Source organism: Wenzhouxiangella limi, assembly GCF_010499265.1.
GTDB classification, from domain to species: Bacteria; Pseudomonadota; Gammaproteobacteria; order Xanthomonadales; family Wenzhouxiangellaceae; genus Wenzhouxiangella; species Wenzhouxiangella limi.
The window spans coordinates 398,831-414,752 of the sequence record NZ_JAAGSC010000041.1; the positions used below are offsets into that span (position 1 = coordinate 398,831).

Genomic DNA, 15,922 nt, shown 5'->3' on the forward strand with positions numbered 1-15,922 from the left:
ACGCGCTCACGGGGACGTGATCGGCGTCGCGTCGGATCGCCCCAGTCGCAGCAGGGTTTTGAGGAACGGCGCGGGCGGCAGGCTGGCCACGACGCGAAGACTGTCGGCCCAGCCGGCCTGGTCGCTCATGAAGCGGATGAAGACCGGGCCGGGAACGCCGCAGGCCATGCGCTCAAACAGCGTTGGAGCGAGCCGGGGCCGGTCCTTGATGACCTGCAGAAACAGTCCGTCCATGAAGCGCTGACGGGCCCCGTCGCGGGCCTGCGCCAGCGCTGGGCCGCCTTTGCTCAAGCTTGCGCAGCAGTCCGCGGCCCAGCGCTGGATGCGCTGAAATCCATAGCCCGAGGCCGCACGCAAGGCGCCGCCGCCGGTTCCGGCGCGCACCACGCCCGGCGTCGGGTGGCTTGGGGGATGGGGCAGGCCCATGGGCAGGACGCCGCGTTCGGTTCGGTCGGTGGCGGCCACGCTCCAGCCTCGACGTCGCAGCAGCTCGTCGACCTCCTCATCGAGCTGGGCGGCGGCAACCGGCGTCGGAGAAAAGCGGGTGACTTCGACCAGCCCGCGGCGCGCGTCGAAGGGCAGCACGTAGCTGAACTGCAGGCCGCGACGATCGCTGCGCATGTCGGTCATCAACTCGACCGCCGCCGGTTCAAACGCGTTCGGCGAGTGATCGTCCAGTCGAACCTCGCGGCCGACGAAACACTGGTAAAGCGGCGCCTCGATCAGACGGGACCGCCCGGGCGGGCGCGTATCGATGAGTTGCTTGCTTGCCAGCGTGCGATCCGCTGTCTCGACATGGATTTTGCCGCCGAGGCTTTTCACCTCTCCGGCCGTTTCACCGAGCATCAGGGTCATGGTCGGGCAGGCGTCGATGGCGGCGAGCGCTTGCCGGTAGAAATCCAGGCTGTTGACGTACTGGTACGACCAGCCCGGCACCGCGCACTCCCGCACGGTTCGGTTGTGGCGCGAAAAGCGCCATTGGCGCCAGCGTCTCGAGGCCAGCCCACGCGGTGCAACATTGTTGTCGCGACCGTCGTCGCGCGCCCAGAAGCACCAGCTGCGGTCGTCGTGATACTCGGCTCTGGGTTCGACGATGCCCACCCGGCCGCGGTAGTCGGCGGCCGCCAGGCGCATGGCCAGGCTCAGGCCGGCGCAGCCGCCGCCGAGGATCAGTAGGTCGAAGTCCGCGGCGGCTGGCATCGCTGGGGCTCCGGGCGGACCGGTTTGTCCGGCCGCGTGTCGCGCACCGGCCAAAGGGTCGGATGAATCGAGCCGCTCGGGCGCTGCGAACCGAGCAGCTCGCGCGCCAGGCCGCCGGCGGCGATGCGCAGGCGGGCGGGCACCGGCACCACGGCCCGGCGATCCCAGGACCGATAGTCGGCGGCCGCGACCCGGTCGCCGATGGCACGGTAGACCCGGGCGGCGACGGCAATCGAGTAGCGGCAGCGCGCGGGCAGGAACTTAAGCCCCGCCAGGCCGCTTGCGTAATAGCCGTCGGCCAGGGCGAGGCAGCGCGCGGTGGCCCGGCGAAGCGCTTGCTGCCCGACCGCATCGGGCGCGAGGATCTCGGCCGGCGTCATCGCCCCCAGCCAGCTTGCCGGCAGGTAGATTCGCCCCATGGCCGCGTCCTCGCCGACGTCGCGGGCGATGTTGGTCAACTGCATGGCAATCCCGAGGTCGACCGCGTGAGCGCTGGCCTTGGGGTCGCTGGCGTCCAGGATCTTGCACATCATCAGACCCACGGTACCGGCGACGCCGTAGGCATAGTCGATCAGCTGCGCGCGCGACGCCACGCGCCGGCCCTGCAGTTCTTCGCTGACCGTGTCGATCAGCAGCAGCGCGGGCTCGACCGGCAGATCCGTCTCTGTGGCCAGCTGGAGCAGCCGGGCGCTGTGCGGGCAGCGCGCCGATCGCCGGATCAGATCGTCTCTGAGCCGCGAGAGTTCGCGCTCAGCGCGATCGCGATCCTGCTCGGCGTCGGCCAGGTCGTCGACGTGACGGCAGAAGGCATACAGCCCCGCAGCCCGGGCGCGGGTCGCGCGCGGCAGCACGCGGCCGGCGAGGTGAAAACTGCGCCCGTGCCGGCGCAGCGTTTCCTCGGCCGAGGGCGCGCGCCCGGCGTCCAGCGGTCCTTCCACGAACAGGCTCACGGCTGCGCCGCCAGCGTTTGCCCAAACGAGCCCCGGCTTTGGCTGGCCGCTTCGGGCAGCAGTCGGTCCACGACCTTGGCCGAGCACAGCACGCCCGGCAGACCCGCACCCGGGTGGGTGCCGGCACCGACGAGATACAGGTTGGCCGGTCCCTCGGCGCGATTGTGAAACCGGAACCAGGCCGACTGGCGGAAAATCGGGGCAATCGAAAATCCCGCCCCCTGGGGCGACAGATAGTCGGCGGCGAAGTCTTCCGGCGTCATGAAGAAATCGGCCTTGATGTGCTGCTCCAGCCCCGGCAGGATGGTCGCCGACAGGGCCTGGACCATGCGCTCCTGCAGCCTGGGTCCCTCGACCGACCAGTCGATGCCGGCCTCCAGATTGGGCACCGGCACCAGCGCATAGAAACTGTCGCAGCCGGCCGGCGCAAAGCTTGCGTCGGTGGCCGTGGGGCGATGCAGGTAGATCGAAAAGTCTTCGGCCAGAACCTTGCGCTGGAAGATATCGGCCAGCAGCTCGCGGTAGCGCGGACCCATCCAGATCGTGTGGTGGGCAACGTCGGGGTATTGCCGGTCGGTGCCGAAGAACAGCACGAACAGGCCCATGGATTTCTTGGCGTGGCGGGTCTTGAGCCGGGCCGAGGCGCGGCTGGCGCTTTTCGGCAGCATGTGCTCGTACAGGTGCGCCGGGTCGGCGTTGGAGATCATGGCGTCGCAGGACCGGGTGCTGCCGTCGCCCAGGCGCACGCCGGTCACACGGTCACCCTGCATGGAGATCTCTTCGACCGTGGTGTTGAGCTCGACGCGGATGCCGACATCATCCATCAGCTGGTGAAGCGCATCGACCAGCGCGCCGGTGCCGCCCATGGCGAAGTGCACGCCGTGGGCGCTTTCCAGGAAGTGGATCAGCCCGTAAATGCTGGTTGTATCGAAGGGGTTGCCGCCCACCAGCAGCGGCTGGATCGAGAAGGCCTGGCGCAGGTGGTCGCTTTTCAGGCGCCGGCTGACCATCTGCCAGACCGTCCGCCAGGCGCCCAGTCGGGCAAGGTGCGGCACCTGGCGCAGCATGAAGCCCATGCTGTGGAACGGGGCGTCGGACAGTTGGGTGAAACCGACGTCGTAGAGGCCTCGGCTGTCTTCCAGCAGGCGCTGGTAGCCGGCGACGTCTTCGGGCTGGATGCGGTGGATTTCGGCCAGCGTCTGCTCCATGCTGCCGCCGTAGTCGAAGCGTTGTCCATCGGCGAACTCGAAGCGATACCACGGGTCCATGGGCACCAGTTCGACGGCATCGGAAAGCTTGCGTCCGAACAGGCCGAACAACTCCTCGAACAGGAATGGGGCGGTCAGGACGGTGGGGCCGGCATCGTGCCGGAAACCGTCTTTTTCAAAAACCTGGGCGCGCCCGCCGAGCCGCGCGCAGCGGTCCAGCAGCGTGACTTCGTAGCCCTTGGCCCGGGCCCGCAAGGCGGCTGCCATGCCGCCGAAGCCGCCACCGATCACGATGACTCGATTCATGGGTTCTCCTTGCGAGCAAGCGCAGTGTGCAGCCTGAGCGCGGTTTCGGCGAGCAGTCGGCCGCAGTCGCGGGGCAGCGTCTGCGCCAACGTTGCGGTCTGGCGGAAATGCTCGCCGGCGCGTTGCGCGACGATCGAAGCCGGATCGTTCTTCCCGCAAGCCTCGACCACCCGCACGACGTTAAGGGCATTTTTGGCTCGATCGGCGTCCAGGTCGCGCAGGTCGTCGAACATCTGGTAGCCCAGAGAAAAAGAGCGCCCGCATTCCCTGGCAAGCGCGTCAAATTCTGCGAGATCGCCCAAGCGCAGGGCAAAGCTCAGCGGCAAAGACAGCAGCGGACCGGACTTGCCGGCCGCGATGGCTTCATAGGACGCCAGGTCGGCAGCGTGTCGACCCTCGCCGAGGTCAGCGTCCTGGCCACGGATCAACAGCGTCACGCTCTTGTGCAAGTGAGACACCAGCGCCGATGTCGCCGGAGAATCAGCCAGGGCCGCATACGCCGCTGAAAGCAGCAGATCGCCGGTGCAGATGGCGACTGCCTCGCCGTGCGCGGCCCAGACGGCGAGCCGGTCGCGCCGGATCCGGTCGCGGTCCTGCAGGTCGTCGTGCACCAGCGAGGCGTTGTGGACCAGCTCCACGGACGCGGCGATCGCAACGATATCGCCCGGCTGAACGTCAAGCGCCAGCCCGGCCTGGATAGCCAGTCGCGCCCGGAATCGGCCGCCACCGGCTTGAAGATGGTCCAGCGCGGCCTGCTGGGCCGCGCTGGAAGGGTTGCCGGACACGAGGTCCTGCATGGTGTGCTCGACCTGCTCTAGCAGGCTCGATGCGTCGGCTGACCCGGGCGCAGGCAGGTTGCCTGCGCCCGGGCCGAGCCCATGCACTGCATTCGCCTGAAGGCTCATGCGCGGATCCCGTGCGTCTTGACGTCTCAGGCCGTAGCCGGGCTCTGCGACTTGCGGAACGCGATCATGAAGATCAGGACACCAAAGAAGGCCTTGGCGACGACATCAGCGATCGTGTAGCCGACCTCGATCACGACGGTGGCGGTACCGCCATCCATCGGAATCACGAACGGCAGGAAGTAGACGAGCGGATAGAAGCTCCACGACAGAACAACGACCCAGCGCGCCAGATTGATCAGCCCGCGCACTTCGCCCGGCTGGCTGTTGATGGACTCAGACAGGCCGACGAACAGGCTGTAGACGATGTAGAGGAACGGAATCATCGACAGCGCACCCCAAATGAAGCGGGTGCCGTCGATACCGCCGGAGACCTCGCCGGGGTAGCCCAGCAGAATCATCAGCGCGGCCGCGCCGCCCAGGGTTACGCTCTTGCGTACCGTTTCCGATTTGGTCAGGCTCATCACCAGAATCAGCTCGACCAGCAGCAGCGGTACGGTCAACAGCCAGTCCACGTAGCGATAGGCCTGATTGAAGGCGACACCGGTCAGTTCGACGCTGCCGTCCATGACCGTGAATGCGCTTTCCCAGCTGTCGAAGATTCGCAGGTAGTGGTAACCGGCAATAAAGGTCACCAGCCCGGTGATGATCACGGCGAGCTTGTACTTCGGCGCAATCTGCGAAAGGCCCAGCCAGTAAAACAGCGTCGCGGCGAGCATGGCCGCAATGCCAAACGAAAAGGCGTTATAGATCAGTTGATATTGTCCAAAGGATAAGGCTTCCATTTACTTCTCCCAGTCGCGGTGCGATGTGACGCTGGACGGGCCTTGTTCGATCCTTGGAAAACAGGCGCAGCCAGCAAGTAGAAAGTTCGGTTGTAACTTTCAGCAGCGAGAGGCTACGCCGAAAATGTGCAGGTTAGGTGAATCTAAGCTTCTGAAATTACAATCAAAATCCTCACACTAGTGAAGCCAGTCTTCACTCACGGCGTGCTCGCTGCCCATGCTTTACGCTTATCTGTTGCGCTATTTCTTCAGTTGGCGATTCAGGAATCGCGCCACCATCTCGTAGACGTGCACGCGCTGGTTCGTACCGGTGATGCCGTGTTTTTCGCCCGGGTAAGTCATCAGGTCAAAGGGAATGCGCTGTTCCTGCAAAGCCTGCATCAACATTGTTGAATGGGTGAACAGCACGTTGTCGTCGGCCATCGGGTGGATGAGCAGCAGGGGGTCGGCGATCTGTTCGGCCCAGGTCAAAACGTTGCCCTGCTCATAGGCTTCCGGTTGGCCCCGGGGCGTTCCGAGGTAGCGCTCGGTGTAGTGGGTGTCGTACAGCGCCCAGTCGGTCACCGGGGCCACGGCCACCGCGGCGGCAAAGTCGCCCGGGTTCTGGGCCAGGGCCATCAAGGCCAGGTAGCCGCCGTAGCTCCAGCCGAAAATGCCGATTCGATCGGGGTCCACGAAGGGCTGGCTGCGCAGCCAGTCCACGCCCACCATCTGATCGATGATTTCGATCCGGCCGAGGTTCAGGTAGGCAGCGTCCTGGAACGACTTGCCCTGACGCTCGACGCCGCGGTTTTCGAGCGAGAAGACGATGTAGCCCTGACGCGCGAAGTACTGTTCGATCAGGGTGCGGCGACCCCAGCTGTCGGTCACCAGGCGATGGGTCGGGCCGCCGTAGACGTGAACCAGCACCGGGTAGCTCGACTCGGCGTCAAAATCCTGGGGGCGAATCATCCGGTAGCGCAGCGGCTGGCCCTCAGGCCCCACCAGTTCACCGAATTCCGGCGCCTGATGGGTGGCCCGGAAAGGCGCATACGGGTGGTCTCCATCGACCCGGTTCTCGACCAGCCAGGCCATGCGCTCGCCGGTGGTCGAATGCAGCGACAGCTGCGGGGGCTGGCGGGTGCTGGAGAAGGTATCGACGTAGACTCTTGCGGATCGGTCCATGCCGATCTCGTGCCAGCCCGGGCGGCGCGAAATCCGGGTGACGTATTCGGGCGTCTGGGTCAGCAGGGACTGTCGGTACAGGTGCTTTTCCTCCGCTGAGACTTCCGAGCCGGTGAAATAGACGAGTCCCAGTTCTTCATCCACGCCGACCAGTTCGTCGACCTCCCAGGCCCCGTCGGTCAGCCGCCGGATCAGTTCACCCTCAAGGCTGTAGAGGTAGAGGTGCCGGAAACCGTCGCTTTCCGAGGACCAGACGAAGGCCGGCAGTTCTTCCAGAAAGTAAAGATCGTCGTGCAGGTTGATCCAGGTCTCGGCAGTCTCGGTCAGCGCGACCACGGGCGCGCGATCGTCCAGCGAGGCAATGACCAGCTCCAGCGTCTTCTGATCGCGACTCTGGCGCTGAAAGCTCAGGTGCTTACCGTCGGGCAGCCAGGCTACGCGCGGGATGTAGATGTCTTGTTCTTCGCCCAGGTCGATCCAGCGGGTGGTCTCATCGTCAAGATCGATCACGCCCAGCCGGTAAGTCACGTTGGGCGTGCCCGTAAACGGATAGCGCTGCTCGACCAGGGTGATGCGATCGGCTTCGATCTCGTAGCGGCGGGTCGGGGCTATGGCCGATTCATCGGTGCGCAGGAAGGCGATCCGGCGGCCGTCGGGCGACCACCAGAAGCCGCGCGAGCGCCCCATCTCCTCCTGAGCGATGAACTCGGCCAGACCGTTGGCGATGACTTCATCGCCGTTCTCGGTGAGCGCTCGCGCCTCGCCCGATTCCAGATCCACCACCCACAGGTTGCGCTCGCGCACAAAGGCCACATGGCGCCCGTCGGGTGCGACTCGCGGGTCGATGTCGGCTGTCTCGCTGTCGGTGACCCGGCGCACAAGCCGGTCTTCGCTGGCCAGGTCGAGGATAAAGATATCGCCGTCGAGCGGGAAGATCAGGAAGCGGCCGTCGTCGGACCAGCGGTACTCAACGATGCCGGTCAAGCCCGCGATCCGGGCGCGCTCGCGCCGCGCCTGCTCCTCGCTGGAGAGCTCAGCCTCCTCGGCGACCACCTCGTCGGCGGCCACCAGCAGACGGGTCTCGTCATCTTCGATGTGATATTCCCACAAATCCAGTCGATCGCGGTCGGCCTCGCCGGCGCGCAGGAACGTGACCCGGTCGCCGGCCGGCGACAGTTCGGGCTGGCGCAGGCTCGGACCCGACAGATCCGGCGAGTCAAAGATCCGCTCGATGGTCAGCTCTGACTGCGCGAGCACGGATGCGGGAAACAGAACAAGACCAAATACGGTGGCAAGAAAACGCGACATGGAAGTCCGGGCTTTGACGGGAGATCAACCCGTTATTGTCGGCCGCGTCCGTGCGTTTGGCAAATGCGCGCAAGCGCTCGCTCAGCCGCGATCGTGAATCCGTTCAGCGGCCGAGTGCATGGTGATGGTCTCCAGCCCGTGGCCGTGCGGGCCGCGCTCGGAGCGATACAGCAGCCACGAAAACACCAGCCCCAGCGCCGCCAGCGCGGTGTAGAACCACATGCCTGCGGCATAGCCGCCCGGGTGATCCGGTGAGGCCCTGAAAGCGTCGTTGAGATAGCCGATGACCAGCGGCACCACCGCCCAGCCCAACTGCTGGCACAGCGTCATCATGGCGTAGGCCGAGCCCAGCCGCCGGGCGTCGACGATATAGGCCACCGACGGCCACATCACCGCCGGGATCAGCGAAAACACCGCACCCAGCACCAGCATCACCAGCAGCAGCGTCAGCGGCACCGTGGCCGAACCGACCAGGGGCACCAACAGGGGGATGTCGGGCCCGGGCGGTGCATACGTCACCAGCAAAAACAGCGGCAGCATGACCAGCGATCCGGCGGCCATGAAAAACGATCGCCTGCCGACCCGGTCCACCCACAGCCCGAACAGCGGCGTGATCACGATGGCCGCCATCGGCAGCAGGCTGGAGAGCAGGCCGGCGGCCTGGCGGTCCAGGCCGTGGGCCTGCTGAAAATAGTCGATGGCGAAGGTGCGAAACGGGAAAACCGTGGAATAGAACACCACGCACAGCGCGACGATGTACCAGTACGACGGGCTGAAGGCGTAGAGGTCGCGCAGGCGCAGCTTCTCGGCCTCTTCTGTGGGGCCGAGCTGGTAGTGGCGCTGGGCGCGCTGCTCCATCATCCAGTACAGCAGCGCGGCGGTGAGCGTGATCCCGCACACCGCCGTGGCCAGCCACAGCGGGTCCTGCCAGTTGCCGTACAGCGGCGCGGCAAAGCCGGTCGACCAGTCGGCCGAAGCCGAGCCCAGGCGCGAAATCGACAGGTTGAGCCCGAACGCGAAGCTCAGCTCGCGACCCTTGAACCACTTGGCCAGCGCGGTGGTCGCGGCCACGATCAGCGGCTCCGAGCCCAGTCCGAGCAGGAAGCGCCCGGCCAGGATGGTCTCGTAGCGCGGCGTGAGCGCGGTCAGCACGGCCGCCGCCAGGCACACCAGGGCAAACACGGTGATGGCTTTCTTGGTGCCGAAGCGGTCGATGAAAATGCCGCCGGCCAGCAGCACCAGCAGGGCGGCAACGTTGTAGGCGGTCGAGAGCAGTCCGATCTGGCGGTAGCTGAAGCCCAGCTGCTCGCGCATCAGGTCGATCACCGGCCCGAGTGCATCGTAGACGTAGTAGTTGCCGAACATGGCGAGGCTGACAAATACCAGCACGGCCCAGCGATAGGCCGGTGGCGGCGGCGGCAGGGGATCGAGACGGTGGTCGCGGGTCATGGATGGGAAGCGTCCGGCACGGGCTGCATGGCAGTCGGCAGTGTATAGCGGGCTCGCCGATGTGGAAAGCTCAGGCGATAAGGAAGATGTTGTTAAACTGGCCTGCCTGGAGGGAAAACATATGGCCGGTAAAGCAACCCTGGAGTCGTCGGTCGACATCACTCGGCGGGACCTGCTGGGTGGCATTGCCGCGATAGGTGCAGGGGCGTTGTTCCCGTCGATCATCAGGGCACGCGATCGAAAAGTCACGCTCCGGGTGCTGGGCACCCACGTCACCCTCCAGGAACCGATTCGGCGCCAGGCCGAGCAGGATCTCGGTATCGACATCGAGTTCGAGCCCGGCGGCAGCGCGCAGGTCCTGCTGCGAGCCACCACCAACCCCGAAAGTTTTGATCTCTACGAGCAGTGGTCTGACAGCACCCGCGTGCTATGGCGGGCCGACGCCATCCAGTCCATTGATACGCGGCGTCTGAAATACTGGGAGGAGATCAATCCGCTGAGCAAGACCGGGCGAATCTCCCCGGGTGCCAGTCCGGGGGCGGGCGACGTCCCGAATACCATCCTGTATGTGCAGCCTGACGGTCGGCTTGGCCCCGAACCGTCCCGCGAAATCAGTTTTCTGCCCTACGTCCACAACGTCGATTCGTTCGGCTACAACAGCGATGTCATCGCAGTTGGCGAACCCTACGTCGAAGAAAGCTGGGGCTGGCTGCTTGACCCGAAGCACTCGGGGCGGGTTGCGCTGGTCAATGCGCCCAGTATCGGCATCTTCGACTTGGCCCTCGCGGCGCGTGCCCGGGGACTGATCGACTTCGCTGACATCGGCGCGATGACCGCGGACGAGGTCGATGCCTTGTTCGAGATCGCCATCGACTACAAGCTCAACAACCACTTTCGCGCTTTCTGGCGCTCGGTGCCGGATTCGGCAGACTTGATGCTTTCGGGCGATGTGCATATCGCCAGCATGTTTTCGCCGGGCGTGACCATGGTGCGCAGTGCCGGGCTGCCCTGTCTTTACGCGGCGCCGCGCGAAGGCTACCGGGCTTGGCACGGCGTGATGTGCATGTCGCGTGCTTGCAGCGGCGAGCAACAGGATGCCGCCTATGCCTTCATGAACTGGTGGTTGTCGGGCTGGGCCGGCGCATTCATCGCCCGGCAGGGATATTACATTTCCAACCCCGAGCGCTCGCGGCCGTTCATGGAAAGCGATGAATGGGGCTACTGGTACGAAGGCTTGCCGGCCGAGCGGCCCATGCCGGGACCGGATGGACGCATTGCCGTGGAGCCTGGAGAAGTGCGCCGCGGTGGATCCTACGTTGAGCGGTTTGAAAACATCGCGGTCTGGAATACCGTGATGCCTACGTACGATCGAACCGTCCGGCGCTGGAGTGAGCTTGTCCTCGCGTAAGACTGGACGGGTTTCCTGGGCGGTGCGGATGTTTCCGCTCCGCCAGCGCATCACCCTGACGGTCTATCTGACGGTTTTGCTGGCGCTGATGGTCGTGATCGGGGCCTGGATGACGACGCAGCTTACGCGGGCGCGCGTGGCCTCGCTGAATGACCTGATTGATGCCTCGGCCGAGGTACGCAGGTATCGGACCCGGGTCGATCAGATGCAGTTTGCGTCGTTTCGCTTCATTGCGTCCAATCACGAATCGGCGGTGGATCGCGTTTCGGTCAGCTATGGCGACACCCGCGCTTCGCTTCAGCGTTGCATCGAGACCCGTTGTGCCGGCGAACCGGCAAACGCCAGGATGCGCGGCTTGCTCGAGCACCTCGATGGGTTCCACAAAACATTCTTGGAGGCGGTTCAGCAGCGTCAAGCCATTGAGGCCACGCTGTCCGGGCGTTTCGCCGAGCTGCTGGCCGGCTTGCACGCCCGCCTCGCGGCGTCTGATCGTTTGGGTGATTCAAACGGCGGCGACGCGCTGAACTCATTTCGTTCGCATCTGCAAGATATCGAAAGTTCGGCCGAAGCGTTCTGGAGCGCTGGCGGTCCGTCGTCGGCTTCGAGCCCGGATTTCGAGCAGGCGAACCGCGTTCTTGAGCGCATCGCCGATGCAGCCCCGCAGTCTTGGCGGGCGTCGGCGGAATCGGACCTCGAGGAACTGCGTCAGCTTTACCGGCAGCTGCTTCAGCGTTCACGGGGGCACCAGTTTCTGGTCAACGTGGTGATGGCCGGCGAGGCCCACGAAATGCAGATGCTGGCAGAGTTGCTGGAAGAGGAGCTTTCGGCCGAAATCGCTGCGGCGCGGGACGTCATCGACCGGCAACTGCGGGCATTTGCCTTGGGTCTGATTGCGCTATTGGTGCTGGGAAGCGTGCTGGTGTTCCTGGTGGGTCGGGCGATGGCCAACAGCGTAAGCGGGCAGATCCGAAGACTGAGCCGGATCTTCTCCGAGCTGGCTGCCGGCTCGGAGGCGCCGATTCGCTTCGATAGCGTCCACCGCGATGAAATCGGCGAACTGGCGCGCGCCGCGGAGCGCTTTCGCGAGGAGAATATCGAAAACCATCAACTGCTCGATCGCTACCGCGCGCTCAATGAGGAGCTCGAGTCGAAGGTGGTGCAGCGTACACGGGCGCTCGCCAGCAGCAACGAGCGCCTTGAGCATCTAGCCAACACCGATCGACTGACCGGAGTGTGCAATCGTCGGGCCCTGGATGGCGCGCTGGACGCAGAAGTCGAGCGCTGCCGGCGCTATGAGCACAGCCTGGCGTTGTTGTTTCTGGACCTGGATCATTTCAAACAGGTCAACGATGTTCATGGTCATGCCGTTGGCGACAAGGTTCTCCAGCAGTTCGTTGTCGAGTTGCGCAGCTTGCTGCGCGACAGCGATGTCCTCGGGCGCTGGGGCGGCGAGGAATTTATCGTCATGTGCCCGGAAACCGCTTCGCAGGATGCTGTGCATCTGGCCGAACGTATCCGCAGCCATGTCGCTGATCTCGACTTCCCCATCGCAGGCCGGGTCACGGTCAGTATTGGCGTGGCCGATTTTCGGCCGGGCGACAGCATCGAGGACCTGGTTGACCGGGCCGACCAGGCCCTCTATCGGGCCAAGCTCCAGGGCCGCAACCGCCTGGTGGCGGCCTGAGCGATCAGTCAGCGATCAATCCATGCCGGGCCTCAGCGCAGCCTGTCGATGAGGTCCAGGGTGGCCTGGCGGGTGTCATCGATCGTCTCGAGCATCTGCTGTTCGGCCTTTTCGGCCGCCGCATTTTTCTTGTCGAGCTGCCCGACCGATTGCGCCCAGGTCTCGTGCAGCGCCTGACCGGCGGCCGGTAACGGCGGCGGCAGAACCGCGGTCAGATCGCGAATGGCGGCCGCTTTGCCCCAGCCTGTGATCCAGGTCCGGGCGTTGCGCACCGGCACGTGAGAGTGTTCTTCGCGGCCGTGGAAATAGCGCCGGTACAAGGTGATCTGCTGCAGGTCGTTGACCTCGATGACCAGCTGGAAAGCCGCCTGGCGCCAGTTGCGATGGACCTCCGAGGTTTCGTTGCGCCAGGTGTTGTAACCCAGCGAGACCAGAGCGATGGCCAGGCTGATCAGGGCCACGCTGTGGCGGCGAAGCTGCGAGCGCAGCGAGTTGTCTTGCCAGCGCCTTGCGGCGCGGCGCTGGCGTTCGCGCATGCGCCGCTGGATGCGCTGGCTGCTGAAGCGGGTGGTGGTCGGTCGGTTCATGGCGGCGTCGGGCCCTCTACACGCCCAACTGCAGCAAGCCAAGCACCGACAGCGTGCCTGAGACGATTCGAGCCCACTTCACAACGATTAAAACCTGAACAGCGCATACTGGCTTCGGGCTTCTTCCAGCAGACCCTGATCATCCTCGGCAGCGTTCCAGGCCTCAAGGCCGTCGAGTTCCTCGGAGCGGTGGAACAGCAGCAGATTGCCGTCGACGATCTTGAAACGCTCCGGGTCGACGGCGACCGCCCGCCCCAGGGTCAGGCTGTACGGGCAATGCTCGGTAAACAGCGGCTCGTAGCGCCGGGGGTCGGCCTCGAACTTTGCCAGCTGTTCGCCATCGCGCAGGTGATAACGGCGGCCGTTGTACACGGCGGTGAACTCCGGGCGTCCCGGCTCGGGATGACCTTCTTCAAAGTACGAAACCGGGCTGTAGCCCTCGATGGCCAGCGGCAGATCTTCCGGGGTGGCGGCGTGGGCCAGCGTGCCGATCGTCGTCACAAGCAGGGCTCCGACCACCGCCAGAGCCACGAGCCAGCCGCAGATCAGTTCCTTGCGAAGCATTTTGAGTCTCCCGAAAAGCTGAATCATCCGTTCCACAAGACCGGGCTTGTCGGAGACTGCTGGCAAGAGCGGCTGAGCTGGCCCCGTCAGCGCGGAGTCAGGGTCATCCGGCTGACCGTGGTTTGTTCCACCTCATCCCGGGACCACGGCACGGTCCAGGGCGTCCCGGCCAGGAAATCGCCCAGGAAGCTGTCGAAATGGGGACTGAAGGGATTGCCCGACTGGCCCAGCGCCAGGGTGAGGGTGAAGGCGTCGGGGTTGTCCCAGTCGAGCACGAAGCGCATCGAGGCGCCGGCCCGTGCCTGCCAGGTCGCGGTTTCGGGGTCGAAGCGGGCAAAAGCGGCGTTGAGGCTGGCGCTGTCGCCACCGAACGGGAACGGACCGCGGCTTAAGTTCAGCCAGCGGTCGAGCAGCGTGGACTGGGCCAGAGGGTGGCGTACGTGCAGGGTCTGGATCTGGCCCAGCGGCCGGGCGCCGGCGCGCAGGGCGTCGTCGAGCGCGATGGCGGCGGCCTGGTCGCGGTCGCGGACGGCGAGGCCGGGGGCGTTGTTTTCTTGCTCGCGCAGCCAGCGATCGGTGAGCGGGCGCAGGGTGCGCCAGTCGGGGCGATCGCTTTCCCCGTTCGAGTCGAACAGCGCGCGCGGCAGATAGCCCCACCAGCGCGCGAACAGCCCGGCGACATCGGATGCAACGCTCATCTCGCCGTTCCATTCGTGCAGGTCTCCGGCAATGACGGTGCGCCCGCTTGCCTCGGCGGTCTCGGCCAGCCAGTTCTTCCAGGCCAGGGCGCGGTCGGAGCTGCGGTCGAGCTGGAAGCGGGTCATGTCGGCCTGGTCGAAGACCTCCTGGCTTTCGAGCAGGTCGACCGCGTGGCGGATGCGGTCCTGGTAGTAAAAGCCGGGCAGGGGGTAGGCCCAGTCCGGCCCGGCGGCCAGGTTGTTGGCGTTGGCCAGCCAGCCCTGCGCCGGGTCGAGCGCAAAAGGGCGCGCTGCCGGCGGGTGGAAACCGCGCCACTGATATTGAGGATCAGCCCCGTCCAGGACGCGGAAGAATTCTTCGTGTTCGCGCACCGGCACCGGCGTGGACTGGACATAACCGATGTGGCCGGCCTTGTCGGAGTAGCTCCAGTTGACCGACAGCGCACCCATGTCGCCGGCCGCGGTCCGGAATTGGTCGAAGTCTTCGGCCCGGTTGATGGCGATGCCGTGCTGAATCAACGGCGCGATCGGCAGTTCGAAGCCGGCCCAGCGCAACACCAGCACTTCGGATGGGCTGGTCTCGATGACCTTGCCGAACGGGACGAAGCGATAGGTCTGCGCCAGCGCCTCGTCCTGACCGCCAACGGCGATGTGCTCGCGCCGCTCGATCAGTTCAATCCAGCCGTCGGGACCAAGAATGCGTTCGGGCCGGTCCGGGTCGCGCTCCAGGCGGTAAAGCTCGAACAGGTCGACCGGCGCGACCGTGAACGCCCAGGCGATCCGTCCGTTGTGCCCCATGGCAACGAACGGCAGCCCGGGTGCGGTCACCCCGACCACGTCGAGCGTCTCGTCCGAATGCAGCCCGGCGGCGTACCAGAGCCCTGGCGCGGTGTCGAACTCCAGGTGCGGGTCCGAGGCATGCAGGGCCGCCCCGCTTTGCGAGCGCTCCGGAGCCACGACCCAGGTGTTCGAGGCTTCGGTCAGGCGGAGCGCCGGGATTGAGGGAATGCCGCTGCCGGTCAGCGTCTCCAGCCACGCCCCGGCCTCGGGGCCGAAGTCTTCGGTGACGGTCAGGTAGGCGTCGCGAATCTGTTGGACCAGGGTCAGGGGATAAAAGGTCTGGTAGTAGGCGACGCTGAGCACGTCGGCCCGGGTCCAGGGTCTGGGCGTATGGCCGAGCAGCAGGAATTCGGGCGGCAAACGTTCGGCTGCTTTCATGCGCTGGTTGATGCCGGTCACGTAGGCATCGATCAGCGCGGCGGTCTCCGGGTCCAGCCGTGGCGGATCTTCTGCCACCCGTCGAGCGAAGCCGAAGCCCCGGTTCAGGATGTCGAGCTCCAGCGCGGCCGGTCCGAACAGCTCGGCCAGCTCGCCAGAGGCCATGCGCCGGATCAGCTCCATCTGGAACAAGCGCTCGCCGGCGTGCAGCCAGCCCAGCGCCAGTAGTACATCGCGATCCGTCTGGCCATGAATCCGCGGGATGCCGCGCCGGTCGAACAGGATTTCGACCTCGTCTGAAAGACCCGCGACGCTGCTCTGGCCGTCATAGGGCATCTGCGACTGGGCCAGCCACATCCGTGCGCCGAACCACCCGGCGGCGATCAGGATGACGACGCTGATCAGGCTGACCCAGAAACTGCGGGCGAGAATTTTGCCGGTCTTGGTACTCATGGCCGGCAAGAATAGCGGATCGCCGGCCCGTCGTTTGC

At 65.5% G+C, this 15,922-nt stretch carries 12 protein-coding genes; 2 read left to right on the forward strand and 10 right to left on the reverse strand.

The features are described 5' to 3' along the window. Nucleotides 1-6: 6 nt before the first annotated feature. The 7 genes from G3I74_RS10505 to G3I74_RS10535 all read right to left on the reverse strand — a co-directional run bounded on the left by G3I74_RS10505 (nt 7) and on the right by G3I74_RS10535 (nt 9,272). Nucleotides 7-1,200, reverse strand: coding sequence for a lycopene cyclase family protein (locus G3I74_RS10505; protein WP_164211533.1), 1,194 nt, complete (start codon nt 1,198-1,200; stop codon nt 7-9). Then, complete coding sequence (locus G3I74_RS10510) at nt 1,170-2,150, reverse strand: squalene/phytoene synthase family protein (protein ID WP_164211534.1); 981 nt, start codon at nt 2,148-2,150, stop codon at nt 1,170-1,172. The genes G3I74_RS10505 and G3I74_RS10510 overlap by 31 nt, the downstream gene beginning before the upstream one ends. Continuing rightward, a complete protein-coding gene (gene crtI, locus G3I74_RS10515; RefSeq protein ID WP_164211535.1) occupies nt 2,147-3,664 on the reverse strand; it encodes a phytoene desaturase family protein in 1,518 nt (505 codons plus the stop codon). The genes G3I74_RS10510 and crtI overlap by 4 nt, the downstream gene beginning before the upstream one ends. Further along, nucleotides 3,661-4,569, reverse strand: coding sequence for a polyprenyl synthetase family protein (locus G3I74_RS10520; RefSeq protein ID WP_164211536.1), 909 nt, complete (start codon nt 4,567-4,569; stop codon nt 3,661-3,663). Before G3I74_RS10520 ends, crtI begins: the two co-directional genes overlap by 4 nt. 26 nt (nt 4,570-4,595) lie before the next feature. Then, nucleotides 4,596-5,351 carry a bacteriorhodopsin-like gene (locus G3I74_RS10525; RefSeq protein WP_164211537.1) on the reverse strand — a complete coding sequence of 252 codons (756 nt, stop codon included), beginning with the start codon at nt 5,349-5,351 and terminating at the stop codon, nt 4,596-4,598. A gap of 240 nt (nt 5,352-5,591) precedes the next feature. Beyond that, a complete protein-coding gene (locus tag G3I74_RS10530) occupies nt 5,592-7,823 on the reverse strand; it encodes a S9 family peptidase (protein ID WP_164211538.1) in 2,232 nt (743 codons plus the stop codon). A gap of 81 nt (nt 7,824-7,904) precedes the next feature. Next, nucleotides 7,905-9,272, reverse strand: a complete 1,368-nt coding sequence (locus G3I74_RS10535) for an MFS transporter (RefSeq protein WP_164211539.1) — start codon at nt 9,270-9,272, stop codon at nt 7,905-7,907. Between the two features lie 121 nt (nt 9,273-9,393). Between G3I74_RS10535 and G3I74_RS10540 the strand changes: the two genes are divergently transcribed. After that, complete coding sequence (locus G3I74_RS10540) at nt 9,394-10,680, forward strand: ABC transporter substrate-binding protein (protein ID WP_164211540.1); 1,287 nt, start codon at nt 9,394-9,396, stop codon at nt 10,678-10,680. Between the two features lie 28 nt (nt 10,681-10,708). Next, complete coding sequence (locus G3I74_RS10545; protein WP_164211541.1) at nt 10,709-12,364, forward strand: GGDEF domain-containing protein; 1,656 nt, start codon at nt 10,709-10,711, stop codon at nt 12,362-12,364. Nucleotides 12,365-12,396: 32 nt separating this feature from the next. Here G3I74_RS10545 and G3I74_RS10550 read toward each other — a convergent pair whose 3' ends face one another. From G3I74_RS10550 to G3I74_RS10560, 3 genes are all read right to left on the reverse strand, one after another. Beyond that, a complete protein-coding gene (locus G3I74_RS10550; RefSeq protein ID WP_239056831.1) occupies nt 12,397-12,951 on the reverse strand; it encodes a hypothetical protein in 555 nt (184 codons plus the stop codon). Between the two features lie 87 nt (nt 12,952-13,038). After that, nucleotides 13,039-13,515, reverse strand: a complete 477-nt coding sequence (locus G3I74_RS10555) for a YHS domain-containing (seleno)protein (protein ID WP_164211542.1) — start codon at nt 13,513-13,515, stop codon at nt 13,039-13,041. An 86-nt stretch (nt 13,516-13,601) separates the two neighbouring features. After that, entirely contained in the window at nt 13,602-15,884 is a 2,283-nt protein-coding gene (locus G3I74_RS10560; RefSeq protein WP_164211543.1) for a penicillin acylase family protein, read from the reverse strand. Nucleotides 15,885-15,922 lie beyond the last annotated feature (38 nt).